This is a genomic window from Glycomyces arizonensis DSM 44726 (genome assembly GCF_000482705.1).
GTDB lineage: Bacteria > Actinomycetota > Actinomycetes > Mycobacteriales > Micromonosporaceae > Glycomyces > Glycomyces arizonensis.
Genome location: NZ_AXWO01000002.1, coordinates 119,044 through 144,245 on the forward strand (window position 1 = coordinate 119,044; position 25,202 = coordinate 144,245).

General features: G+C 71.1%; 23 protein-coding genes and 1 tRNA gene. 19 read left to right on the forward strand and 5 right to left on the reverse strand.

What is annotated here, in order from left to right; genetic code table 11:
* The first annotated feature begins 245 nt into the window (after positions 1–245).
* A complete protein-coding gene (locus H613_RS24090) occupies positions 246–1,256 on the forward strand; it encodes a M48 family metallopeptidase (protein ID WP_051392886.1) in 1,011 nt (336 codons plus the stop codon).
* 44 nt (positions 1,257–1,300) lie between these two features.
* Here the strand turns inward: H613_RS24090 and H613_RS0103275 are convergent, their stop codons facing one another.
* Entirely contained in the window at positions 1,301–2,641 is a 1,341-nt protein-coding gene (locus H613_RS0103275; RefSeq protein ID WP_035735923.1) for a dipeptidase, read from the reverse strand.
* Between the two features lie 36 nt (positions 2,642–2,677).
* On the opposite strand from H613_RS0103275, the gene H613_RS24095 reads away from it, so the two are divergent.
* Entirely contained in the window at positions 2,678–3,496 is an 819-nt protein-coding gene (locus tag H613_RS24095) for an SURF1 family cytochrome oxidase biogenesis protein (RefSeq protein ID WP_084546294.1), read from the forward strand.
* On the opposite strand, the gene H613_RS24100 is transcribed toward H613_RS24095, so the two are convergent.
* Positions 3,456–5,639, reverse strand: coding sequence for a transglycosylase domain-containing protein (locus H613_RS24100; protein WP_245598450.1), 2,184 nt, complete (start codon positions 5,637–5,639; stop codon positions 3,456–3,458). The genes H613_RS24095 and H613_RS24100 overlap by 41 nt on opposite strands.
* A gap of 217 nt (positions 5,640–5,856) precedes the next feature.
* Between H613_RS24100 and cobA the strand changes: the two genes are divergently transcribed.
* From cobA to H613_RS24125, 12 genes are all read left to right on the forward strand, one after another.
* Positions 5,857–7,053, forward strand: a complete 1,197-nt coding sequence (gene cobA, locus H613_RS0103290; protein WP_026922680.1) for a uroporphyrinogen-III C-methyltransferase — start codon at positions 5,857–5,859, stop codon at positions 7,051–7,053.
* A 228-nt stretch (positions 7,054–7,281) separates the two neighbouring features.
* Positions 7,282–8,370: a hypothetical protein gene (locus H613_RS24105; protein WP_051392889.1), complete on the forward strand. Its 1,089-nt coding sequence runs from the start codon at positions 7,282–7,284 to the stop codon at positions 8,368–8,370.
* Positions 8,371–8,456: 86 nt separating this feature from the next.
* A complete protein-coding gene (locus H613_RS24110; protein WP_035735926.1) occupies positions 8,457–8,726 on the forward strand; it encodes a type II toxin-antitoxin system Phd/YefM family antitoxin in 270 nt (89 codons plus the stop codon).
* Positions 8,719–9,138: a type II toxin-antitoxin system VapC family toxin gene (locus H613_RS0103305; protein ID WP_026922681.1), complete on the forward strand. Its 420-nt coding sequence runs from the start codon at positions 8,719–8,721 to the stop codon at positions 9,136–9,138. The genes H613_RS24110 and H613_RS0103305 overlap by 8 nt, the downstream gene beginning before the upstream one ends.
* Positions 9,139–9,367: 229 nt before the next feature.
* Positions 9,368–12,007 (forward strand): fibronectin type III domain-containing protein, encoded by a 2,640-nt coding sequence (locus H613_RS24115; RefSeq protein ID WP_051392890.1) that lies wholly within the window; start codon positions 9,368–9,370, stop codon positions 12,005–12,007.
* A 53-nt stretch (positions 12,008–12,060) separates the two neighbouring features.
* The gene (locus tag H613_RS0103315; RefSeq protein ID WP_026922682.1) at positions 12,061–13,041 is read left to right on the forward strand and encodes an AAA family ATPase; all 981 of its coding nucleotides are present in this window, start codon (positions 12,061–12,063) and stop codon (positions 13,039–13,041) included.
* Complete coding sequence (locus H613_RS0103320) at positions 13,038–14,246, forward strand: DUF58 domain-containing protein (RefSeq protein ID WP_035735929.1); 1,209 nt, start codon at positions 13,038–13,040, stop codon at positions 14,244–14,246. The genes H613_RS0103315 and H613_RS0103320 overlap by 4 nt, the downstream gene beginning before the upstream one ends.
* The gene (locus H613_RS24120; RefSeq protein ID WP_051392891.1) at positions 14,243–16,375 is read left to right on the forward strand and encodes a transglutaminase TgpA family protein; all 2,133 of its coding nucleotides are present in this window, start codon (positions 14,243–14,245) and stop codon (positions 16,373–16,375) included. Before H613_RS0103320 ends, H613_RS24120 begins: the two co-directional genes overlap by 4 nt.
* Positions 16,376–16,467: 92 nt before the next feature.
* Positions 16,468–16,683: a DivIVA domain-containing protein gene (locus tag H613_RS0103330; RefSeq protein ID WP_026922684.1), complete on the forward strand. Its 216-nt coding sequence runs from the start codon at positions 16,468–16,470 to the stop codon at positions 16,681–16,683.
* Between the two features lie 9 nt (positions 16,684–16,692).
* A complete protein-coding gene (locus H613_RS30605; RefSeq protein WP_156925801.1) occupies positions 16,693–17,217 on the forward strand; it encodes a hypothetical protein in 525 nt (174 codons plus the stop codon).
* 83 nt (positions 17,218–17,300) lie between these two features.
* Positions 17,301–17,714, forward strand: coding sequence for a hypothetical protein (locus H613_RS0103340; protein WP_051392892.1), 414 nt, complete (start codon positions 17,301–17,303; stop codon positions 17,712–17,714).
* Positions 17,715–17,757: 43 nt separating this feature from the next.
* A complete protein-coding gene (locus H613_RS24125; RefSeq protein WP_035735932.1) occupies positions 17,758–19,023 on the forward strand; it encodes an endonuclease Q family protein in 1,266 nt (421 codons plus the stop codon).
* 57 nt (positions 19,024–19,080) lie between these two features.
* Here H613_RS24125 and H613_RS0103350 read toward each other — a convergent pair.
* Both H613_RS0103350 and H613_RS0103355 read right to left on the reverse strand, forming a co-directional pair.
* Positions 19,081–19,153: transfer RNA gene (locus H613_RS0103350), tRNA-Glu, on the reverse strand.
* A 200-nt stretch (positions 19,154–19,353) separates the two neighbouring features.
* The gene (locus tag H613_RS0103355; protein WP_156925802.1) at positions 19,354–19,986 is read right to left on the reverse strand and encodes a hypothetical protein; all 633 of its coding nucleotides are present in this window, start codon (positions 19,984–19,986) and stop codon (positions 19,354–19,356) included.
* 238 nt (positions 19,987–20,224) lie between these two features.
* Between H613_RS0103355 and eno the strand changes: the two genes are divergently transcribed.
* From eno to H613_RS0103375, 4 genes are all read left to right on the forward strand, one after another.
* Positions 20,225–21,511: a phosphopyruvate hydratase gene (gene eno / locus H613_RS0103360; protein WP_026922688.1), complete on the forward strand. Its 1,287-nt coding sequence runs from the start codon at positions 20,225–20,227 to the stop codon at positions 21,509–21,511.
* 161 nt (positions 21,512–21,672) lie between these two features.
* Positions 21,673–22,191 carry an FtsB family cell division protein gene (locus H613_RS24130; protein WP_051392893.1) on the forward strand — a complete coding sequence of 173 codons (519 nt, stop codon included), beginning with the start codon at positions 21,673–21,675 and terminating at the stop codon, positions 22,189–22,191.
* The gene (locus H613_RS0103370) at positions 22,188–22,718 is read left to right on the forward strand and encodes a DUF501 domain-containing protein (protein WP_026922689.1); all 531 of its coding nucleotides are present in this window, start codon (positions 22,188–22,190) and stop codon (positions 22,716–22,718) included. The genes H613_RS24130 and H613_RS0103370 overlap by 4 nt, the downstream gene beginning before the upstream one ends.
* Positions 22,715–23,632 carry a Ppx/GppA phosphatase family protein gene (locus H613_RS0103375; protein ID WP_035735937.1) on the forward strand — a complete coding sequence of 306 codons (918 nt, stop codon included), beginning with the start codon at positions 22,715–22,717 and terminating at the stop codon, positions 23,630–23,632. The genes H613_RS0103370 and H613_RS0103375 overlap by 4 nt, the downstream gene beginning before the upstream one ends.
* Positions 23,633–23,692: 60 nt before the next feature.
* Here the strand turns inward: H613_RS0103375 and H613_RS24135 are convergent, their stop codons facing one another.
* On the reverse strand, positions 23,693–24,355 hold the full coding sequence (locus tag H613_RS24135; RefSeq protein ID WP_051392894.1) for a hypothetical protein: 663 nt from the start codon (positions 24,353–24,355) through the stop codon (positions 23,693–23,695).
* A 123-nt stretch (positions 24,356–24,478) separates the two neighbouring features.
* Between H613_RS24135 and H613_RS0103385 the strand changes: the two genes are divergently transcribed.
* Entirely contained in the window at positions 24,479–25,168 is a 690-nt protein-coding gene (locus H613_RS0103385) for a TetR/AcrR family transcriptional regulator (protein ID WP_026922691.1), read from the forward strand.
* Positions 25,169–25,202 lie beyond the last annotated feature (34 nt).

The window sequence follows — 25,202 nt, forward strand, 5'->3', positions numbered from 1 at the left end:
CCCCCCGCGCGAGTGTCAAGCGCCGCGCCGCGTGTTGTCGCCAAGTTGTTACCAAGGCCAAAGTGGGAAGACGCTCGCCTCCGCTCGGGAAACGCTTGCGGCCCTTGGCGAGCCGGAACAGGACCACGATGACGCCACTGCGGCTCCCGCTCGGGCCGAACGGCATCGGGCGCCGGAGATGGCGCGAGGCCACCGGGTGGGGACGTTGTGTCACACTGGCCTCAGACGATCGGTTAGGAGCGGGCATGTCCGACCAGCAGCCATCCACCCCCAGCGGCGGTCCAGTCGAGCCACGCGAGTCGCCCCGGGAACCGGTGGTCTTGCGCGGCATCTCCACCAGGGCCTGGGAGCACCCGGCCGACCGGGGAGCGCTGGTCGCCCTCCGCGAGCTGCGCGGCTTCGACATCGTGCTCCGCAAGCTCTCCGGCCTGGTCTCCGAGCGCGCCCTGCGCCTGACCTTCCTCGGCTCGGCCATCAAGGTCGACCGCCACCAGTACGCGCGCGTCCACGAGGCCTATCTCTCCGTCGCCGCCACCCTCGACGTCGAGGGCGAGCTGCCCGAGCTCTACATCACCCGCAACCCCGACCTCGGCGGGATGTGCATCGGCATCGACAAGCCGATGATCGTCGTCAACTCCGGCTCCCTCGACGTCCTCGACGAGACCGAGCTGCGCTTCCTGCTCGCCCACGAGCTCGGCCACGCCCTGTCCGGGCACGGCCTGTACCGCACGCTCTTGATGGTGCTGCTGCGCCTGACCACCTCGGTGGCGTGGATCCCCGTCGGCGTCGTCGGCCTGCGCGTCATCACCGCCGCCCTGTCCGAGTGGAGCCGCAAGTCCGAGCTCTCGGCCGACCGCGCCGGGGCGCTCGCCGTCCAGGACCCCGCGGCCGCCATCCGCGTCATGGCCAAGATGGCCGGCGGCGGCGATCTGTCCGATGTGGATACCGCCGCGTTCCTGGCGCAGGCGGGGGAGTTCGAGACCTCGGGCGACCTTCGCGACAGCTTCCTCAAGCTCATGCTGCTCGAGCAGCGCAGCCACGACTTCTCGGTGGCCCGCGCCGCCTCTCTCAAGCAGTGGATCGACGAGGGCGAGTACCGCGAATACCTCGCCGGGGACTACCCCAGGCGCGAGGGCGACGCCGACGCCTCCATCTCCGCCGAGGCCAAGGCCGCCGCCAAGTCCTACAAGGACGTCTTCGAGACCTCCGGCGACCCGCTCGCCAAGCTGCTGCGCAAGCTCCGCGACAGCTTCTGAGACGACGCTGAGGGCTCCGCGGCGCAGCGCCCCGCCGGAGCCCTTCAGCGCCTGAGCTTCTCCAACAGCAGCGCCTCGGCGACGCAGACCCGCTCGAACATGACCAGATCGAGCGACTCGTTGGGGCCGTGCGGGTTCGACAGCTGGTCCTCCACGCCGGTCACCAGAATCGCCGCCTCGGGGAACAGCTCCTGGAACGTGGCGATCATCGGGATCGAGCCGCCGATGCCGATCTCCACCGGCGCCGTCCCCTCCCACGCCTCGGCGAACGCCGCACGGGCCGCGTCGAACGCCGGGCCCGTCGAGTCGATCACGCACGGGTCGCCCATGCCCGCCTCCGGCGCGATCCGCACCTCGGCGCCCCACGGGGCGTGCGCCTCCAAGTGCTCCCGGACCGCCTTGACCGCGTTCGCGGCGCTGTCGCCCGGCGCCAGCCGGAACGAGACCTTCGCGCGCGCCGTCGGCTGGAGCGCGTTCGCCGCCTCGGCCGCGCCCGGGCAGTCGATGCCCAGCACCGTCGCGGTCGGCTTCGTCCACAGCCGGTCGGTCAGCCGCCCGCTCCCGATGAACTCGGCGCCGCCGAGCATCCCGGCCTCGGCGCGGAGCTGCTCCTCGTCATAGTCCAGCTCGGCGGCCTCGCCCGAGACCAGCCCCTCGACGGCCACGTCGCCTTCGTCGTCGTGCAGGGTCGCGAGCAGGCGACACAGCGCCGTCAGCGCGTCGGGGACGGCCCCGCCGTGGATGCCGGAGTGCACCGCGCCGGTCAGCACCGCCGTCTCCACGTAGACGTTGATCACCCCGCGCAGGGACGTGGTGAGCGCCGGGACGTCGGTGCGCCAGTTCGTCGAGTCGGCGATGACCACGACGTCGGCGGCCAGCTCGGTGCGGTACTCGCGCAGCAGCGCCTCCAAGGTGGGGGAGCCGAACTCCTCCTCGCCCTCGATGAGGAGCTTCACGCCCACCGGCGGCCTGCCGCCGTGGGCCCGCAGCGCCGCCAGGTGCGCCATGACCCCGGCCTTGTCGTCGGCGACGCCGCGCCCGTACAGGCGCCCGCCGCGCTCGACCGGCTCGAACGGGTCGTCCTGGCGCCACAGCGCCAGGTCCCCGACGGGCTGGACGTCCTGGTGGGCGTACAGCAGTACCGTCGGCTGCCCTTCGGGGGCCGGGAAGTGCGCCAGCACGCTCGGCTGCCCGCCGTCGTGCCGCACCTGCCTGACCGTGGCGGCCCCGGCCTCCGCCAGGAGCCGCTGCACTTCGCCTGCGCCCCGGCGGACCGGCTCGTGGTCGAACCCGTCGAAGGCGATCCCGGGGATCCGCACCAGCTGCTCCAGGTCGGCGCGCACGCCCGGCATCGCGGCGCGCACCGCATTCACGACATCGCTCATGGGAGGCAATGATAGGCCCGGACTAGACTCGGCGGCGTGTTGGAGCGATATCGGTTCTTGGCCTCCGCCCGCTGGCTGGGGCTCACCGCCGCCGCGATCTGCGCGGTGGTGGTGTGCGCGCTGCTGTCGCAGTGGCAGTGGGGTCGCGCCGAGCAGCGCGCCGAGGCCAACGCCAGGATCGAGGCGGCCGACGACCCGGCCGCGCTCGACGACGTCCTGGCCGCCGGTGCCGCGCTCGACGACGACGACCGCTGGACGCTCGTCGAGGCCACCGGCACCTTCGACCCCGCGAACGAGATCGTGCTGCGCGCGCGCACCAACGACGGCGTCAACGGCTTCGAGATCGTCACCCCGCTCATCCTCGACGACGGCACCGCGCTGCTGGTGAACCGCGGCTTCATCGCCCGGAGCGCCACCGGCGACGTCCCCGACCACCCGGCCGCCCCCGCCGGTGCGACCACCGTCGTCGGCCGCGTCTTCGAGAGCGAGCCCTCGGGCGGCGAGGTCACCGAGGAGGACGGCGTCCTCTCCAGCAGGCGCCTCAGCCTCGACCAGCTCGGCCCCCATCTCGGCTACGAGCTGCGCGGCGCCTGGATCGGCCTGCTCGAACCGCCCGAGGGCCTCCAGCCGCTTCAGACGCCCTCGTTCCGCGCCTGGCAGAACTACTCCTACACCGTCCAGTGGGCGCTGTTCGCGGTGATGATCCCGGTCGGCTGGGTGGTCCTGGTCCGCCGCGAGCTGCGCGGCGACGACAAGGCCGATCCCGGCCCCGAGGACGAAGACGAGGACGACCCCGATACCGAGGCCGAGCCGGTCAGTCGTCCCCGAACTGGATCTCCTTCGACGGCGTCGTGAAGTCCTCCACCGGTTCGTCCTTCAGCGCGCCGTGGAGGATCGTGCCGACCGTCTCCTTCGAGATCACCGAGTTCGAGTGCCCCACGGCGTTGAATATGTAGTCCGGATCGGCCATGAAGGCGCCCACCGTCAGCTGCGGCGTGTAGCCCAGGAACCACGAGGCCCGGTCGCCGTCGGTCGTGCCGGACTTGCCGGCCACGGGCCGGTCGCCGACGAGCTCGCCGACGACGCGCGAGGTGCCCCACTCGCCGCAGTCCACGCCCTTGCGCTGCTTCTCGGTCACGCACCGGGCCGCGTCGGTGGCCGCTCTCGCGACGTCCACGTCCAGCTCCTGATGGCAGCGCGGCGAGGCCACCTCCAGCTCCTGCCCCTTCGGGTCGATGACCCGCATCACCGGTATCGGCTCGCAGTACTCGCCCTCGGCCGCGAGCGTGTTGAACACGTTCGTCATCTCGATCGGCTGCACGTCGGAGACGCCGAGCGTGAACGGCCCCCAGCCGTCGCGGTGCTCCTCCGAGGCGTAGTACGCATCGCCCTCGCTGCGCCACTTCAGGCCCATCCGCTCGGCCATCTCCACGGCCTTGCCCGCCCCGACCTGGTCGATCAGCTGCGCGAAGTAGGTGTTGACCGACATGCCGAAGCCCGACCACATGGTGCGGTCGCCGGACATCGACGGGTTGCCGTTCTTCGGGCACCAGTGGCCGCCGCAGCTGGCCGAGCCGCCGCCGGTGACGAAGCTGGTGACGACGCGGTTCGGCGAGTAGATGTGGTGGTTGAGCGGATAGCCCGCGTCGAGGGCCGCGAGCATGGTGAAGACCTTGAACGTCGAACCGGCCTGGTAGCCGCCGGTCTCCCCGCCGCCGAGCACCGGGTTGACCGTGTTGGGGTAGTTGCCCTTCCGGTCGCCGAAGCTCGGGTTGGAGTGCGGGCCGTTGTTCGACTGGTCGTAGGAGAACGTCCGGTTCAGCCCGAGCGCCTTAATGCGTCCGGTGCCCGGCTCCATCACCACCGCGCCGTGCGCGAGCGGGTTGTGCTTGCTCACCGCCTCGTTGACCGTGCCGTCGGCCAGGTCCTGGAGGTCGGGGTCGAGCGAGGTGATGATGGTGTAGCCGCCCTGGCGCAGCTCCTTCTCCCGGTCGGCCGGGGTGTCGCCGAAGGCGTCCTGGGCCCGCCACCAGCGCCGGAAGTAGTCGCAGAAGAAGCCGTACGGGTTGGGCTCGTCGCCGCCGACGCACGAGTTCGGCGGGTTGGACGTGTCGAGCGCGATCGGCAGGTCCCGCACCTCCGAGGCGTCGCCCCTGGACAGGTAGCCGATCTCGACCATCTGGTCGAGCACCCAATTGCGGCGCTGGAGCGCCTGGGTCTGGTCGGAGGTGATCGGGTCGTAGGCGGAGGGCGCCTGCACGAGCCCGGCGAGCATCGCCGCCTCCTGGACGTCCAGCTCCGAGGGGTCCTTGGAGAAGTACACCTGGGAGGCCGCGAAGATCCCGTAGGCGTTGTGCCCGAAGTAGACCTGGTTGAGGTACCGCTCGAGGATCTCGTCCTTGGTCAGCTGCTCCTCGACGGCCAGCGCGAGCCTGGCCTCGCGCAGCTTCCTCGTGGCGGTCTCCTCGGTGGCCTCCAGGACCTCGTCGATCGAGTCGGCGTTGAGCCGCAGCGCGCCCCTGACGTACTGCATGGTGATCGTCGAGGCGCCCTGCTCGACCCCGCCGGAGGACTGGTTGGCGACGGCGGCGCGCATGATGCCGCGGTAGTCGACGCCGTTGTGCTCGTAGAAGCGGATGTCCTCGGCCGCGACCATCGCCTGCTGCATCACCGGCGCGATCTCGTCGAGGCTCACCTTGCGGCGGAACTCGTCGTAGAACAGGCTGACGAGCGTCTCGCCGTCGGCGGCGTATACATAGGAGGTGAGCGGCGGGTCGGTCTCGGCGACCTCCTCGGAGAGGACGTCGATCGCGTCGAACCCGGCCTTGGCGCTCAATCCCCCCATCGCCACCAGCGGGAACAGCAGGGCGGCGAGCGCCAGCCCGCACAGCAGGCTGGTGCGCAGCAGGGCGTAGGCACCCTCGGCGCGCGAATTCGGACCGCCGGCGCCTTTGGTGCCTGAGCCGGTCATCTGCCGCGGGCGGAATCGATCGCGCATGTATCCACCCTAGGTCACACCGACGACGGAAGGTGAAAAAACTCACGGTTGTCCGCGAAGCTTTCGTGAAGGCGCGCATGGCGGTGCGCGCGGGCGCCGCGCCGCGAGGCGTGAGAATTCCTCGTGACACGTAACAGACCCGCAACGTGCCGGTTAGATGGAAGCGACGGATGCCGCTTACGCTTGTCCTCAGCTGCACGGAGTGGAGGAGGCAGACGTGTCGATCTACGAGGTTGGCCTGCGATTGCGCGGCAAGACGGTCCTCGTCGTCGGCGGCGGCACCGTCGCCGCCCGGCGCATTCCCCGCCTGCTCGACGCGGGGGCGCTCGTCAGGCTCGTCGCCCCCGAGGTGACCACGACCCTCAGCGACTACGCCGACGCCGGCGAACTCCAATGGGAACGGCGGCCCTGGGCGAGCGGTGACACCGCCGGCGCGTGGTTCGTCCTCGCCGCGACCGACGACCCGGCCGTCAACGCCGCCGTCGCCGCCGAGGCCGAGGCCGACCGCGTCTGGTGCGTCCGCGCCGACGACGCCGAGGCCTCGGGCGCCTGGACGCTCGCCCGCGCCGCCTTCGACGGCGTCAGCGTCGCCGTGTCCGCCTCCGGCGACCCCGCCCGCGCCGCCGCCGTCCGCGACGCCGTCGCCGAACGGCTGCGCTCCGGCGAGATCGACGCGCCCCGCACCCGCGACTCCCGCCCGGCCGGGGTCGCCCTCGTCGGCGCCGGGCCCGGCGACGCCGACCTCATCACGCTGCGGGGCCTCGAACTGCTCCGCCGGGCCGAAGTCGTCGTCTCCGACCGGCTCGCCCCCCAAGCACTGCTCGACCTGCTGGCCGACGACGTCGAGATCGTCGACGCCGCCAAGCTGCCCTACGGGCGCCACACCACGCAGGAGCAGATCAACGCGGTCATGGTCGAGCGCGCCCTCGCCGGGAAGTTCGTCGTGCGCCTCAAGGGCGGCGACGGGTTCGTCTTCGGCCGCGGCGCCGAAGAGCTCGATGCCTGCCTCGACGCCGGGGTGCCCGTGCAGGTCGTCCCCGGCCTGTCCTCCTCGATCGCCGGGCCCGCCGCCGCGGGCATCAGCGTCACCGAGCGCGGCGTCGTCCACGACTTCACCGTCGTCACCGGCCACGTCCCGCCCGGCGACCCCAAGAGCCGCGTCAACTGGGACGCGCTCGCGGCCTCCAACGGGACCCTCGTGCTGCTCATGGCCGTCAAGAACCGCGACGCGATCGCCGCGGCGCTCATCGCGGGCGGGCGCGACGCGGCCAGCCCGGTGCGCATCGTCGAGAACGCCACGACCAAGAACCAGACCGTGCGCGCCTGCACGCTCGACTCGCTCGGTCGGGCCGAGACCAACCACCCGGCCGTGATCGTCGTCGGCGCCGTCGCCGGGCGCCGCCGCGAGCTGTAGTCTCCGCAGCTCAGAGGCGGGAACCGGCCCCTTGCCGAGGCGCCGTCTAGACGCCTTTGCACATTCACCTGATCCGCTCTTTACAAAGGCCGACCGCAGACCGTACTATTCGCTCATCAACAGCGCTGCGCTCGCAGCCTGCCACCACGGTCTCGAAATCTGACCGTTTGTGTCTTCCGTGAACAGGGGCGTGATCGTCGTCCCCTTTTTGTCCTATTAGGAGTGTGCATGCGCATCAGTGAATTCCCCGGCGACCTCGTGTCCCGATTGAAAATCGCCTATACCGTCCGCCACGTCGACCCGGCCGCGGCCGGGCTCACGCTGGTGGACGGATGCGCGCCCCGCCCCGGCAACATCCTCGCCGCCCGGGTCGACGCCATCGGCCACCACAACTGGCTCGAACTCGGATCAGGACGCAAGTCGGTCATCTACCCGGGGGACGAACTGCTCCTGGCCTTCGGCGAGCGCTACGCCCCCGACCAGTACGAGGCCGCCGTCCCGGCAGACCTCACCGGCGTCGAACTGGTCGCCGCGGGCGGCGTCGCCGGGAAGGTCATCGGCCGCCACGCCGACATGGCCCCGCCGACCGCGCTCGAAGCGATCGGCCTCCTCGCCGACCGCGAAGGCGTCCCGCTCGACCTGCGCCGCTACTCCGTGCTCAACCCGTTCGGCCTCGGCGACCACCCGCCGGTCATCACCGTCGTCGGCACCTCCATGAACGCCGGGAAGAGCACCACCGCCGCCTCCGTCATCCGCGGCCTGACCAGGTCCGGACGCCGCGTCGCCGGAATCAAGGTCACCGGCACCGGCGCCGGAGGCGACCCGTGGATGTTCCGCGACGCCGGGGCCGCCGTGGCCGCCGACTTCACCGACGGCGGCTACGCCACCACCGCCGGGGTCCCGGTCCCCGAGCTCGCCGAGCTGGCCCAGACGCTCTACCACCACGCCGCCGCCTGCGACGTCGACGCCGTGGTCATGGAGATCGCCGACGGCATCCTCCAGACCGAGACCTCCGCGCTGCTGGAGTACCCGGTGCTGCGCGAGCTCGTCGACGGCGTCGTCCTCGCCGCCGCCGACGCCGCGGGCGCCCGCTACGGGGCCCAGCACCTGCGGGGCCTCGGCCTGCCCGTCATCGCCGCCAGTGGCCGGCTCACCCAGTCCGCCCTGGCCGTCAGGGAGGCCGCCGCGGGCATGGACGCGCCGGTCTACACGCCCGCCGAACTCGCGCAGGCCGACGTGGCCATGGCCCTCCTGCACCTCGCCGAGGTCAGCAGGGACCGCCGGGCCGGCGTCCTCGAAGTCGGCGAGGCCGCATAAAGAACAGAGCAGCGGCGGCGTGCTACGCGCGCCGCCCTACTTCCCGTGTCGTAGCATCGTGGAGCACATCGTGGTATCTTGAGTGCATGAGTCGCACCATTACTCAACGAGAGCTGCGCAATGAGAGCGGAAGTATCCTCCGTGCCGCCGAACAGGGCGAGGAGTTCATCGTGACCAGGAACGGCACGCCGATCGCACGGTTGACGCCGCTCGTGGACGAAAGTCCTTTCGTCTCCGCCGAGGTCATGCGGAACAGCGCGGTCGGACTGCCGAAGATCGACTTCCACGAGTTCCGCCATGATCTTGACGAGGTCGTTGACAGCGAATTCCGTGACCCATATGAGCGCAATGCCTGAGGCCGAGTCACAGCACGAGTTCGGCCTCCTCGACACATCGGTCGTCATCGACTACCAAGAGCTGGGCGATGAACTGCTGCCCCGATATCGGACGATCAGCACAGTGACCTTGGCCGAACTGCACGCCGGCCCCAGCGCCGCCCGCAACAATGCGCTCAAACAAGCCCAGCGACAGCAGATGCTCAACTGGGCTCAGCGGATCTTTCGCAACCCGCTGCCATTCGATGAGATCTCAGCGCAAACCTATGGTTCCGTCTACCTCCTGATCCAAGAATCCGGACGAAAACCTCGCAAGTACGTGCCGGACATGATGATCGCAGCGATCGCGATACGCAATCAATTGCCGTTCTACACCAGGAATCCGCGTGACTTCGAGCCGCTCGAGTCGTTGCTGGAGATCTGTCCCGTCTGAAACAGCCGGGCGGCGCGCAGCGCGCCGCCCGCATAAGGCAGGTCCCACTCCGGGCTACCCGCCTCTGAGACCTTCTTGTGACATTGGCACCCTGGTACGGGTTGCGCGGGCGAATTAGGCTCAACCCCATGTGCTGACGGCTCTGGGACACGATCGACCCCTCCGGAGCCGAGCCCCCGCGCTCAAGCGCCCTGACCATAGCTGATCCCGCAGAGGAACCGCCTCAACAATGACCACTCTCAACTCCGATGCCCGACGACTGAACGTCAAGGGCCTCCTCATCGCGGTTGGACTCCCGGTCGTGCTCGTCGGCGCGCTGGTCGCCACCCTCCTCGGCACCGGCGCCTTCAGCCGTGAGAGCCAAGGAGAAGACGCCAGCCTGTGGCTGTGGACCACCCCGGCCGGTGAGATCGCCCGCGTCAACGGGCTCACCGCCGCCACCGACGCCCGCTTCGAAGTCGAGGACGCCGCCGGCAACGCCGTCCAGATCGAGCAGACCGACACCCACCTGCTGCTGCGGAACATCGCCACCGGCCAGGTCAGCGCCATCGACCTCGCCACCCTCGCGCTCACCGGCTCGGCCGAGACCGTCCCCGGCGAAGGCGTCCGCGTCGCCCTCCACGACGACGGCGCGTTCATCGTCGACCAGACGCAGGGCGTGGTCAGCCAGGTCGACCCCACCACCCTCGAGCAGATCGGCGAATCCCTGTCCTTCCCGCCGGGCCTGACCGGCGGCGCCTTCGACGCCGACGGCAAGCTGTGGGTCGGCGTCCCCCGCGAAGGCACCATCGTCCAGATCGAGCCGCGCAAGTCCGGCGCCAAGGCCGTCACCACCGAGGTCGTGGCCGAACCGCGCCAGGAACTCGCCCTGACCGTCCTCGGCGACGGCGTCGCCGTCCTCAACTCCACCGCGCAGGAGATGACGACGCTGCGCAGCGACGGCAGCAGGCACAAGACCGGGGTCGAACTGCTCGGCCCGACCGAGACCGCCGAGACCAGCCCCGGCACCATCGCGGCCGTGACCGTCACCGACCCGCCCTCGGTCATCACCGTCGACGACGAGGACGCCCGGCGCTTCGACATCGCCGCGGGCTCTTCGCAGCTGCTCGGCGCCTCGCTCGAATTCCACGAGCGCGTCTACGTCCCCGACGGCGCGGCCGGGATCGTGTGGGTCTACGACCTGGAGGGCAACGAGCTCGACCAGATCGAGATCGACGCGGGCGGCGGCCCGATCGAGCTCTACCACACCGGCGACACCCTGTTCGCCAACGCCGTGAACACCAACAGCGCCGTGGTCATCTCCTCCGACGGCGACGCCCGCCTCGCCCCCAAGGACCGCGACGACATCCTCGGCGGCAACGCCCCGCCCGAAGACGACGACGAGGACGGCTCCGGCGACGAGGGCGAAGACGGCGACGAAGGCGAGGGCGGCGAAGAGGTCGGCCCGCCCGGCGCGGTCACCAACCTGGCCGGGACCGTCGGCGACGGCCTGATCAACCTGTCGTGGGACGCCGCCCCGAACAACGGCTCGGCGCTCACCAAGTACGTCATCGAAGGCGCCGACGACTCGTGGGAGATCGCCCCGGGCCAGCGCGTCCTGGAGATCGACGGGCTCGCCAACGGCGAGGCCTACACGTTCACCGTGACCGCCTACAACGAGTACGGACCGGGCGACACGGCCACCTCGCCGTCGATCACACCATCGGCCGAGGTCCCCGACCCGGTCGGCAAGCCCGAGGCCGTCGCCAATCCCGACGGCACCGTCGAGGTCACCTGGGACGAGGCCGACGGCCAGGGCAACGAGGTCACCGGCTACCAGGTCGAAGCGGTGACCGGCGAGGGCGATCGCCGCGTGGTCGGCCAGTCCGACGGCACCACGTTCGTGGTGCCCGAGGACACGCTGACCTACGGCGTCCAATACGCCTTCTCGGTCACGACCCTGGCCGGTGCGGCGGCGTCCGCGCCGTCGGAGCTGTCGAAGTCGGTGGTCCCGTTCAACGTCCCCGAGGCGCCAACCGACCTGCTCGCCGAGACCGCCTCGGACGCGGCCGGGTCGATCGACGTGACCTGGAGCCAGCCTGAGGACAACGGCAGCGCGATCCAGAAGTACATCGTGCGGGCCGGGGAGCAGACCAAGGAAGTCTCCAACAAGACGAAGGTGCGCTTGGACGGCTTCGCCGACGGCGCTGAGGTCACCGTCAGCGTTACCGCGGTGAACGAGGCCGGGGAGTCCGAACCGTCCACGACCACCTCGAACACCATGAAGAAGCCCTCGGTCCAGATCCAGAGCACCTCGTCGACGCCCACCTCGATCACGTTCAACGTGGTCGCCGACGACGGCGGCGGCGACGCCACCTGCTACCTGTACGGAACGAAGAGCCCCGTCGACTCCGGCCCGTGCGACAGCCTCACCGCTACCGGCCTGCTGGCATCACACGACTACGACTACTTCAATGTGGTGGTCGAGAACCCCGTGGGTTCGGACAACGCCGATGCGGGGACCGTGTCGACGAAGGTCATCAGCGGCAAGGTCCACTGGGACTGCCCCAGCGATCTCGTCTACTGCCAGAACAACCCGGACGGCATCGGCATCCACGGCAACACCCAGCAGACCGACCTGCAAGGACACGGACAGAGCGGCGACAGTTTCGAGGCCCTCTGCTGGACGACCGGCATCAAGATCACCCCGCGCGGACCCGATCAGCAGGTGGTCGGCGGTGGCACCCGCTACCAGGACTACCACTCCCACAAGGACGCGACCAACAAGTGGATCAGGATCAACTACGAGTCCAGGAGCTACATCCCGTTCGCGTGGTTCGACATCAACGGCGTGGGCGCGAACTCGACCGGCGATCTCCCGAAGTGTTAGCAGGAGCAACGATGGACACCGAGCAGACCCACCCGCTGAAGGTCCCCAGGGCCATGCAGCAGCCGGTCACGCTCAACGCCGGGCAGGCCGAGGCGTTCGCGTCGACGTTCGAGCGCCTCGCCGCCGCGGTGGACACCGTCGTGCTCGGCAAGCCCGAAGTGGTGCGCCTGGCGCTGACGGCCATGTTCGCCGAGGGCCACATCCTCCTGGAGGACGTGCCCGGCACCGGGAAGACGACGCTGGCCCGCACGATCGCCTCGGCGGTCTCGGGCCAGTGGCGCCGCATCCAGTTCACCCCGGACCTCCTGCCCTCCGACGTCTCCGGCGTCACGATCTTCAACCAGGCCTCGGGCGGCTTCGAGTTCCACCCCGGGCCGGTGTTCGCCAACATCGTCATCGCCGACGAGATCAACCGGGCCAGCCCGAAGACCCAGTCGGCGCTCCTCGAAGTCATGGAAGAAGGCCGCGTGACCGTCGACGGCCACCCGCACGCGGTCCCGTCCCCGTTCGTCGTCGTCGCCACCCAGAACCCGGTCGAGATGGACGGCACCTACCGGCTCCCCGAGGCCCAGCTCGACCGCTTCCTGGTGAAGCTCTCGGTCGGCTACCCGGTGGAGGCCGCCGAGATCGAGGTCCTGCGCGGCACGCACCAGCGCTCCCCGGAGAGCATCCCGGCCGTGGTCGACACCGACACGGTGGCGCAGATGGCCGAGCTCGCCAAGTACGTCTACATCGCCGATCCGCTCTACGCCTACCTGGTGCAGCTGGCGAACGCCACCCGCACGCACCCGCAGGTCGCGGTCGGAGTCAGTCCGCGCGGGCTCATCGCGCTGACCCGGGCCGCCGCGGTCTTCGCGCTCTCCCAGGGCCGCACCTACATCATCCCCGAGGACGTCAAGGCCCTCGCCGAACCGGTGTTCTCGCACCGCATCCAGCTGGCCCCGGACGCGGCCATGCGCGGCGCCACCGGGGCCGGAGTCGTGGCCGACGTGTTCGAGTCCGTCCCCGTCCCGCTGCCCGCATCGGCGGCATGAACCGGCTGGAGTTCCTCCGCGCCGTCCCGGTCACGGCGCGGGGGGTCGGCCTGGCCGCCGCGGGCGCGGTGCTGCTGCTCGCGGGCTGGCAGTGGGGCTACCCCGAGCTCGTCGCGATCGGCGCGGCGGCCGTGCTCGCCTGCGTCGCCGCGGCCAGCGTCATCGCCGCCAAGCCGAGCCTCGACGTCGACCGGAGCATCCAGCCCGACCGCGTCTCGGTGGGGGAGAGCGCCACCGTCGCGCTCGAGGTGCGCAACACCGGGCGCTTCCGGGCGGTCAACGCCCGCGCCGTCGACGCCTACGGCGGCCCGACCCACGCCACCAGGCGCGTCGCGGTGCCGCTGGCGCGGTTGCGGCCCGGCAAGTCCGCGAACGCGACCTACCCGATCACGGCCGAGCGGCGCGGCGTCGTCGACGCCGGGCCGCTCGGGATCGGCAAGAGGGACATCCTCGGGCTCGCGGCCACCGCCGGCTCGTTTGGGCCGAGCGCCCGGCTGTGGGTCCACCCCCGACTGTGGAACCTCGCCCGTACCCCCGACGGCCTGGCCAGGTCCCTGGAGGGCACCGCCGACAAGGTCGAGCAGGGCTCGCTGACGTTCCATTCGCTCCGCGAGTACGTCATCGGCGACGAGCTGCGGCACGTCCACTGGCGCACCTCGGCGCGCATCGGCCAGCTCATGGTCAAAGAGCACGTCGACACCTCGCTGCCGACCGTCGTCGTCGCCCTCGACGACCGGCCCGAAGCTTGGCAAATTGACGGCTCGCAAGCTTCGCCGAGGGCGTCCGGCCCCGACGCCTTCGAGGCGGCCTGCGAGGCCGCCTACTCGATCCTGACCGCCTGCTTCCGCGCCGAGTACCACGCCGCGCTCGTCCCGGCCTCCGGCGGCGCGGTCTCCGGTGCCGGGCGCGACGCCTACGGCGACCTGCTCGCCGAGCTCGCCTGCGACGCGGCCGAGTCCCTCGACGCCTACGTCGCCCGCCTGACCTCCGGCCGCTTCGGCGACACTCTGGTGTGGATCACCGGCGCCGAGCCGCCCACCGCGCGCCTGGCGGCCCTCAAACGCGCCTATCCGGTGGTCATCGCCGTGCACCTCGCCCCGGACCTGCCCACCTCCGCGGCGCTCGTGGGCGGCCTGCCCTTCCTCAGGGCCGCCGACGGCGAGCAGTTCGCCGCGGCCTGGGACGGGGGAGGCACGTCCCTGTGAGGCTGAACCGCTACCGATTCCGCGTCGCCGCCGTCGCCGTGTGCCTGACGGTCCTGTGCGCCCTGGCCGGGACCGTCGCCGCCCGCGTCTACCACGGCATGGTCCTCACCGGCCTGGCCGCCGGGGCGGCCCTCGCCGCCTTCGCCATCGGATTCCTGCTGCGCAACAAGCCGTCCTGGCTCTCGGCGGCCGTCTCGTTCTGGGGCCTGGCCGCCTACCTCCTCGGCTCGTTCGCGCTCACCGGCGACGGCAACGAGCCGCTGCCGCAGGTCGTGGTCGACGCGATCGTCAACGCCGTCCCGCGCACGCTCACCGCGCTCATCCCCGTCGAGCCCGCGCCCGACACCGTCGGCGTCCCCGTCTTCCTCACCTGGCTGGCCGCCTCGCTCGCGTGCGAGCTCGCGATCCGCTACGGCCGGACGCTGCTGGGCTGCCTGCCGCCGACGCTGCTGTACGCCGCCGGGCTCTACCTCGTGGGCCCCAACGCCGGGCCCGCGATCGCCGTCACCGTCGCCTACTGCGTCGTCGCCGGGATCGCGCTGGCCGCGACCTCCGCGCCGCCGAGCAGGCGGCCCGACCGTGACGCCCAGGTCGACGGCGGCGTCCCCGGCCGCAGCGCGACGATGATCGGCTCGGTGATCGGCGCGACCGTCCTCCTCGCGGCCGTCGCCGCGCTCGCGCCGATGGCGACGCGGCTGGTCACCACGAGCCCTGGCGACCCGCGCGAGCTGGTCGAGCCGCCGCAGCTGACCGACATCGACCTCAACCCGCTGGTCCGCATCGCCGAGTGGGCCAAATACCCCGAGCAGGAGCTGTTCCGCGCCGACCTCGACGGCGACGCGACGATGCGCCTGGCCGTCCTCGACGAGTACGACGGCGTCACCTGGCAGGCGGGCGGCGACTTCCGCACCGCCGGGTCGGTGCTGCCCGGCTCGGGCGAGGGCGGCTTCTCGGCCGAAGTCGAGATCATCGAACTCGGCGGCAAGCTCGTGCCCGCCGTCGCCGACCCCTCGACCGTCACCGACATGAAGATCGCGGTCAACCTCGACACGCGGTGCCTGCTCACGCCCGACGGACTGGCCACCGGCGACCGCTACAGCGTCGACTCCGACCTCCTCACCGTCGATCCGGCGAGCGCCGAGAGCGCCCGCGTCGACCTGTCCGACCCCGCCACGGTCGCCGTCCCGCCCGGCGCCCCTGAGATCATGACGATGATCGCCGAGTACATCACCACCACCTACGACACGCCGTACGAGCGCGCGCAGGGCCTGGCCGCGTTCCTCGGCGAGCACTACGCCTTCGACGCCGAGGCGCCCTCGGGCCACGACTATCCCGCGCTCGGATTCTTCCTGGAGTCGCCCGTCGAGGCCGGGGGCCAGCGGGGCACCAGCGAGCAGTTCGCCGCCGCGTACGCGATCATCGCCCGCCTCGTCGGCCTGCCGAGCCGCGTCGTGGTCGGCTTCGACGTGCCCGGCGGGTCCTCCACCGTCACCGCCGCCCAGGGACTGGCCTGGCCGGAGATCGCCTTCGACGGCGTCGGCTGGGTCCCGTTCGACCCGATGCCCGCCGAGGGCGTCGTGCCGATCCCGCCGCAGGAGACCCTCGAACAGCTCGAAGAGGAGCCCACCACCGAGCCCGAGGACTCCGCCGGCGAGGGCGAGGGCGAGGACTACAACGACCCGGCGCTGGAGAACGACGAGGGCGACTTCGACACCGCGGCGGGGGCCGAGGACGAGCGGATCCCGGCGTGGGTGTGGTGGGCGCTCGGCGCGCTCGCCCTCGCCTGCGTCCCGCTGGCGCTCAAGGCCCGCAGGCGGCTGCGGCAGCGGCGCAGGCTCGCTCGCGGGACGCCCGCCGAGCGGGTGGCCGGGGCGTGGGCCGAGGTGCTCGCCGCCGCCGCGCGCGCGGGCGTGAAGGTCGAGCCGCACGCGACCGCCGAAGAGGCCGCCGCGCAGGTGTCGGTGCTGGTAGAGGTGGGGATCGACGCTTTGCCGCGCCTGGTGAACCAGGCGGCGTTCGCCCCCGGCTCGGTGGACGCGGCCGACGCCGAGGCGGCCGGCCGGATCGCGACCGGCTTCGCGCGCGCCACCCGCACACGCGTCAAGCGGTGGAAGCGCTTCCTGACATAGCTTGTGTCCGTTAATGGTTGATATGTGAACGGGTCGTGACATACGGGTGGGTCGATCTCTGCGGGTGGTGTTGACCTGGCACACTGTGACCTATGGAGAACCCCTTCTTCTCTGTCCGGTTCCGCGGATACGACAGAGCCCAAGTCGACCGAGCCGTCGCGCGCATTCGCAAGGCGATGGAGACCGGCACGCCCCCGCACCCCGACTCGCTGTCCGACCTCGGCTTTCAGTTGACCATGCGCGGCTACGACCCCAAGGAGGTCGACGAGTACTTCGCGGAAATCGCGCGTTCGCTTCGCAATGGATAGGCTGGAGGAGTGACCGCTCAGGACCCTTACCAGCCCCACATGCAGCCGCCCCCGGCCCCCGGGCCGGCGGGGCAGCCGCAGCAGGGCCGACCGCAGCAGGCCTACGCCCCGGGAAACCCCCCGTACGCCGCGTACCCCTGGCACGGCTACCAGATGCAACCGGTCCAGTGGCCGCCGATGGCAGTCCCAGCACCTGTCATGGTCGACGGCTTCTACATGGTGCAGCCGCGGCTCAAGCCGATCCCCTCGGGACCGGCGGTCGGGTCGCTGGTGGCGGGCATCGGGGGGATCCTCGGCGCGCTGCCTGGACTGCTGTTCGCCGCGTTCAGCCCCTGGGCGGGCCTGACGTTCTTCATGATGGCGGCGCTGCTCGGCATCGGCTCGATCTTCCTGGGCAGCTACGCGAAACGCCAGCTCAAGCAGGCCGCTGGCGGCATCTCCGGCAAGGGGCTGGCCACCACGGGCCTGATCCTCGGCATCGTGGCCACCTCGCTGGCGGGGCTGACGGCCGTGATCAGTTTCACCGCGATCTGACCGCCGCGCGAATACGCATCTTCGCGGCATACGCGATTGCGCGGAACAACATTCCCATCGGTGCCGGAACGTACAATGCCGACATGACCACCAGGCAGCAAGACGACGTCATCGACGGCCTCGCCATCACCTACCTGCCCGAGGGCCTCGGCGCGCCCTCGGACTTCGAGTTCGAGTGGGGCGAGGTGCGGTTCACCCAGCGGGTGTGGGAATCCGAGGTCGAGGACGGCGTGTGGCGCGTCGACCTCCAGGTCCAGGCGATGCGCGGGGCCCGCCTGAGCGACAAGGACGCCATGCGCCGCTTCCTGATCGAATACCACGAGAAGGACGACGGCTGGGCCACCGAGCCGTTCGGCGACGACGGCTTCAGCGCCGAGGGCCAGACGGCGGTGCTCATCGAGCGGGGCCTGGCCGTCGAGGTCCGCGACCCGTTCGACCGCCGCGGCGCGGCCGACGTCAAGGCCGTCGTCGAGGGCATCCGGCTGCTCGAGCGGTGAGAAGCCGCACACGCCCGCGAGCGGCTGTGAAAGCATTCCTCATATGCGTTTCCATGCCGATCTGCACATTCACTCCAAATACTCCCGGGCGTGCAGCAAGGACTCAGACCTCGTCCAGCTGACCCGGTGGGCCAAGCGCAAGGGCGTCACCCTCATGGGCACCGGCGACTTCACCCACCCCGAGTGGTTCGCGAACCTCCGCGGCAGCCTCGAAGCCGACGAGCCGGGCCTGTTCCGGCTGCGGGAGGACATCGAGGCCGACGTCGACGGGGACCTCGCCCCGAGCCTCGCCGAGGCGCGGGTGCGGTTCATGCTCTCGGTGGAGGTCGCCACCGTCTACAGACGCGACGGCCGCACCCGCAAGCTCCACCACCTGGTCCACATGCCCGACTTCGAGACCGCCGCGGCCTTCAACGACCGACTCGGCCGCGTCGCCGACCTCGCCTCCGACGGGCGCCCCACCCTGGGGATGGACTCCCGCGACCTCCTGGCGGCCGCCCTGGACAGCGGCGGCTGCCTCGTGCCCGCGCACGTGTGGACGCCCTGGTTCGGCCTGCTCGGCTCCAAGTCCGGGTTCGACGGCGTGGAGGAGTGCTACGGCGACCTGTCGGACCGCGTCTTCGCCCTGGAGACCGGCCTGTCGAGCGACCCCGAGATGAACTGGCGCGTCTCCGGCCTGGACCGCTACCGCATGGTCAGCTACTCCGACGCCCACTCACCGCCGATGGTCGCCCGCGAGACCACCGTCTTCGACACCGGCCTCGCCTACGACGCGGTCCTGGGGGCGCTGGAGACCGGCGACGGCTACGTCGGCACGGTCGAGTTCTTCCCCGAAGGCGGCAAGTACCACCTCGACGGCCACCGCAAGTGCGGCGTGCGATTGGACCCGGAGGAGACCCGGAAGCTCGGCGGCCGGTGCCCGGTGTGCGGCAGGCCCCTCACCGTCGGCGTGCTCAGCCGCACCGAGGACCTGGCGGACCGGCCCGAAGGGACGCCGCCGCCCACCGCGGGCGACGTCGAGCACCTGGTGCCGCTGCCGCAGATCGTGAGCGAGATCGTCGGCACCGGCCCGAAGACCAAGCGCGTCCGCACCGAGGTCGACCGCCTGACCGCCGAACTCGGGCCGGAACTGGCGATCCTCGAATCGATTCCCACCGGCGACATCGAGCCCCACTCGGCGCCGCTGGCCGAGGCCGTCGCCCGCCTCCGCGAGGGCAAAGTGATCCGCGAGGCCGGCTTCGACGGCGAGTTCGGCACGATCCGCCTGTTCGAACCCGGCGAACTCGACGACCCGGAGCTCTTCGATTGAGGCCCGCCGGAAAAACACTCAGGGGCCGACCGAAGTCGACCCCTGAATATCCATCTGTACTCCCGAGCGGATTCGAACCGCCGTTTCCGCCTTGAGAGGGCGGCGTCCTAGGCCCCTAGACGACGGGAGCTTGGCCTGTTCCGCACCATGCGGCGCGGCAACGTCGACAAGCTTACCCGACCGTTTCCCGGTCCCTCCACTGGGATACCGCTTGTGACGCGGCATACGCGCCGAGGCGGACCGGGACGGCGCTGCCGCCCTTCCGGACGAACCCCCGTAACGCCGAGCCCGGCCCGCCGGGAGACTCTAACGCGTCCGGGGCCTCCCGAACTACTCGTTCTCGCTGCCGGTGTCCACGAGTTCGTCCAGCCACCCGTCGTCCACCCCGTCGTGATAGGTCACGAGCTTCGCCGTATAGCCGACGTCGCCGACGTCGGCGGTGACGCTCGCGACCACCCCGACCGTCGTCACGCACACCTCGTAGGCGCCCACGGGCGAGTCCGCCGCGCCCTGCACCTTGACGCAGTCGGCCAGCTCCCCGGCCAGCGTCGTGTCGGAGAACTCGGTCGTGGCCGAGGGGTCCTCCGAGGTCGCCGTCAGCCAGGCCGACACGTCCCGCCCCGTCGGCAGGACCGCCGCGAGTTCCCCGCTCAGCCAGTCGGTCAGCTCGTCGGTGTCCTCCCCGGCCCAGAACCGCGGCTGCTCGCCGATCACCACCGCGCCGGTCCCGCCCTCGGGGTCCACCGCGACGACCACCGACTCGCCGGTGCCCTCCACCAGGTACTCGGCGGTGTAGGCGTGTTCCTCGGCGCTCGCCACGCGCTCGCTGAGCTCCATCAGCGCCGCCTGGTCCTCCGCGACGTCCGATGGGCCCCCGCCGGCGCCGTTCATGCAGCCGGAGAGCGCGAGCACGCCCGCCGCGCCGAGGGCAGCGCAGCGGCATATGGGCTTCCAAATGGGCATGGGACTCCAATTCCCGGTGGTGCCGGCGTTCGAAGAGGCCAGTGGCGTGGCATCGCGGGGCGCGCCTAGCACAGGTGTCGGATCTGAGGTTCGACTCCACCTTATAGCGTGCCGTCGACCCCCCGGGGCGTACGCTAAGGAGCTGTGGCCGGCGCAGTGTCGGGTCGGTCGAAATCCTCGCGACGCAGGCCCCTAATCGGGCCGGAAGTCAGATTCGGCTATTTCAGGAGTGACAGTAGTGGCTGCAATTGAAGACATTCGGGCACGGGAGATCCTCGACTCCCGCGGCAACCCCACCGTCGAGGTCGAGATCCTCCTCGACGACGACACGCTCCAGCGGGCCGCCGTGCCCTCGGGCGCCTCGACCGGCGCCTTCGAGGCCCTCGAACTGCGCGACAAGGACCCGAAGCGCTACCTCGGCAAGGGCGTCGAGAAGGCCGTCGACAACGTCAACGGCCCGATCCGCGACGCCCTGATCGGCCTTGAGGCCTCCGAGCAGCGGCTCGTCGACCAGGCCCTGCTCGACGCCGACGGCACCCCCGACAAGTCGAACCTCGGCGCCAACGCGATCCTCGGCGTCTCCCTGGCCGTCGCCAAGGCCGCCGCGGACTCCTCCGAGCTGCCGCTCTACCGCTACGTCGGCGGCCCGAACGCGCACCTGCTGCCGGTGCCGTGCCTGAACATCCTCAACGGCGGCTCCCACGCCGACTCCAACGTCGACGTCCAGGAGTTCATGATCGCGCCCATCGGCGCGCCGACCTTCAAAGAGGCCCTGCGCTGGGGCGCCGAGACCTACCACGCGCTCAAGGCGGTGCTCAAGGACAAGGGCCTGAACACCGGCCTCGGCGACGAGGGCGGCTTCGCGCCGAACCTGGGCTCCAACCGCGAGGCGCTCGACCTGATCGCCGTCGCCGTCGAGAAGGCCGGCTACAAGCTCGGCACCGACATCGCCTTCGCGATGGACGTCGCCGCCACCGAGTTCCACTCCGACGGCGCCTACGTCTTCGAGGGCCAGAAGCGCAGCGGCGAGGAGATGAGCGCCTACTACGAGGAGCTGCTCGGCGCCTACCCGCTCGTGTCCATCGAGGACCCGCTCTCCGAGGAGGACTGGTCCGGCTGGTCCGCGCTGACCGCGAAGATCGGCGGCAAGGTCCAGATCGTCGGCGACGACCTGTTCGTCACCAACCCCGAGCGCCTGCGCCGCGGCATCGAGGAGCGGGCCGCCAACGCCCTGCTCGTCAAGGTCAACCAGATCGGCTCGCTCACCGAGACCACCGACGCGGTCGAGATGGCCCACCGCGCCGGTTTCAGCTGCATGATGAGCCACCGCTCCGGTGAGACCGAGGACACCACGATCGCCGACCTGGCCGTCGCCATGGGCACCGGCCAGATCAAGACCGGCGCTCCCGCCCGCTCGGACCGCGTCGCCAAGTACAACCAGCTCCTGCGCATCGAGGAGAGCCTCGGCGACGCCGCCCGCTACGCCGGCACGTCGGCATTCCCGAAGTTCACTGAGGGAAAGTGAGCACGGTCGAAGTTCACTGAGGGAAAGTGAGCGCAGTCGAAGTTCACTGAGGGAAAGTGAGCGCAGTCGAAGTACAAGGCCGCTTAAGACCCGCACTGCGAAGGCCCCCGCGCGATCGGCGCGGGGGCCTTATCCGCGCCGCCATCGACTAGGCTGAGCGGGTGAGCGCCAGCCGACGACCCAGCCACCCCGGAGGACGATCGACCGGACCCGGCCGCACCCGCGCCGGTCGCAGGCCCGCCCCCGGCAACGCGGCGCGTCCCAAGGTCAAGCGGGTCCGCGTCCGCCCGCAGCGCCGGATCTCCCGGCGCGCCGCCGTCATCGCGCTCGTGCTGTCCGCGCTCGCCCTCGCCTACGCCTACCCGCTGCGGACCTACGTCGAGCAGCGCATCGAGATCAACCAGCTCGAGGCCGAGCAGGACGAGCAGCGCGACCACATCGAGGCCCTGGAGGCCGAGCGCGCCAAATGGGACGACCCGGAGTACGTCAAGGCCCAGATCCGCTCGAGCCTGCTGCTCGTGGAGCCGGGTGAGGACCTCGTCATCGTCCACGAGGCCGAGGACTCCGAGAGCGGCGACGGCGGCGAGGACGCCGAGGGCGCCGAGCGCCCCTGGTACGACGAGCTGGCCGCTACCTTTGAAGACGCCGACCAGCTCGAACAAGAGGAAGCAGAGGATTGAAGCCCGACTCCTGGCCCCAAGAGCCGCAGCCGGTGACCGACGCCGACGCGGCCGCGGTCTCCGCCCAGCTCGGACGCCCGATCCGCGGCGCGCACGCCGTCGCCTGGCGCTGCCCGTGCGGCCGCCCGGCCGTCATCGAGACCGAGCCGCGCCTGAGCGACGGGACGCCCTTCCCGACCACGTACTACCTGACCTGCCCGAAGGCCGCCTCGGCCATCGGGCGGCTCGAAGGCGGCGGGGTCATGAGGGAGATGAACGAGCGCCTGGCCGGTGACGAGCATCTCGCCGAGGCCCACCGGCGCTCCCACGAGGACTACCTGGCGAGGCGCGCGAAGCTCGGCGACGTGCCCGAGATCGACGGCGTCTCGGCGGGCGGCATGCCCGACCGCGTCAAATGCCTGCACGCCCTCGTCGGGCACGCCCTGGCCGCCGGACCGGGCGTCGACCCGCTCGGCGACGAGGCGATCGAGCGGCTTCCCCAGTGGTGGCGGCGCGGCAGCTGCGTCCCAGAAGAGGAGGGCGCATGAGGCGCGTAGCGGGAATCGACTGCGGCACGAACTCGATCCGTCTGCTCATCGCGGACGTCGACGACGCCGGTCGCCTGCACGACGTGGTGCGCCGCATGGAGGTCGTGCGCCTCGGCGAAGGCGTCGACGACACCGGGCGGCTCTCGGCCGCCGCGCTGGAGCGCACCCGCGCGGCGCTGGCCGACTACACCGCCCAGATCCGCGGCCACGGTGCCGAGGCGGTGCGGATGGTCGCGACGTCGGCGTCGCGGGACGCCGCGAACGCCCACGAGTTCACCGCGATGGTCGAATCGGTGCTCGGGACGGCCCCCGAGGTGATCACCGGCGACGAGGAGGCGCGCCTCTCGTTCACCGGCGCGGTGGCCACGCTGCCCGAGCTGGTCGGCCAGCGCCTGCTGGTCGACATCGGCGGCGGCTCGACCGAGTTCGTGCGCGGCTCGGGCGCCGAGGTCCTGGCCGCGAAGTCGGTCGACGTGGGCTGCGTGCGCATGACCGAGCGCCACCTGCGCTCCGACCCTCCGGCTCCGGCCGAGATCGAGGCGGCCGTGGCGGACATCCACTCGATCGTGGACGCTGCGCTGGCGGTGGCCGACCCCGACCGCGTGGCGGGCGAACTCGTGGCGGTGGCGGGGACGGCGACGACGATCGCCGGGATCGCGCTGGACCTGGCGGCATACGACGCGGACGCCATCGACGGCACGAAGCTGAGCTACGAGCAGGTGGCGAAGGTCACCGGCGATCTGGCCTCGGCCGACCACGCGGCGCGCCTGGCGATCCCGGTGATGCACCCGGGCCGGGCCGACGTGATCGTCGGCGGGGCGCTGGTGCTGCGGACGATCATGGAGCGCAGCGGATTGAGCAGCGTGCTCGTCAGCGAGCACGACATCCTGGACGGCATCGCCCTGTCGGCCTGACGAAACGCAAGGCATCGCGCCCGCCGAATCGGCGGGCGCGATGCGCGTGTCCGGGGGCGCCTACGCGCGCTCGGCCCCGGCCTTCCCGGCGGTCCGCCACAGCTCCAAGGCGATCCACAGTGCGCTGACGGCGACGAGCACGCCCCAGGCGATGCGGACCGGATGCGGCACATAGAACTGCGGCAGGTACAGCACCATCGCGGCGGCCATCGGGACCGCGCTCCAGCGCTGCATGGTGCCCGAACGCCACACCGCGACCGCGGCGAGGACCGCGGCCACCGCGATGAGGGCCAGGCCGATGGCGAAGACGGTCACGGCGGTCGGGTCCATGCGGAAGTCCTCGCCGACCGACGTCAGGGCCGCGTCGCCCTCGGCCACGGCCAGGCCGCCGATCGCCTTGAGGCCGTAGACCTCGGCGCCGTAGTACGAGATGGTCAGGCCCGAGCCGACGGCGCCGACGGCGGTAGCGAGGAAGGCGGTCCGCTCGGCCTTCCCGGCGCCTTCGAGGTGGCCCCGCAGGGCGCTCCAGGTCATGGGGATGAGGATGAGGCCGACGATCGCGGCGATGTGGGCGAAGGACCAGCCGGCCGAGGTCCACGACTCGGCGCCTTCGAGGGTGGTCTGGTCGGCGCGCGGGGCGACGGCCTCGTAGAGGACGAAGAGGACACCGGCGAGGGCGATGCCGATGGCGCCGAAGCGGGTCCGGGACGGGTGGCGGTTCATGGGTGCTCCTGGTGGGGGTCGACCGCTCGCAATTTCGCGAGCGGTGTTCTCGTTGTGAAACGATGATCGCACATGTTCGGGGAAAGTGCAAGAGCGGTGCTCTGATTTATGTACACTGATCCTATGAACGCACCGAGAACCGCCCGCGAACGCGCCCGAGCCGAGCTGACCCGCGAGATCCTGGCCGCCGCGAGACGCCAGCTCGGCGAGGTCGGCCCCTCGGCCCTGTCGCTGCGGGCCGTCGCCCGCGAACTCGAGATGGCCTCCTCGGCGATCTACCGCTACTTCAAGAGCCGCGACGAGCTGCTCACCGCGCTCATCCTCGCGGCCTACAACGACATCGGGGACGCCGCCGAAAGCGCCGACGACCCGGCGGCCGAACCGGCCGAGCGGTGGACGGCGATCTGGCGCGGCGTGCGCGCGTGGGCGCTCGACAACCCCCACGAGTTCGCGCTGCTCTTCGGCACGCCGGTGCCCGGATACGCCGCGCCGCAGGAGACCGCCGCAGCAGCGGGCCGGATGCCGCTGGCACTGGCCAGAGTGGTCGCCGACGCGAAGGCGGCCGGGGTCCTCGATCTGCCGCCCGCGCCGCCCTGCGACCCCGCGCTCATCGAGCTCGACTTGACGACGCTGCTGCCGGACGTCGTGTTCACCGCCGAGGAGACCGCGCGGATCCTCCTGGCGTGGAACCGCTTGGTGGGCATCGTCTCCTACGAACTCCACGGCCACCTGGTCGGCGTGACCGCCGACGACGCCGGTTTCTTCGACTATGCCGCGAGGACTTCGGGAGCCTTCGCCGGACTCCCGCTCTAGCGCCTGCTCACGAACCCACGGCACGGCGCACAGG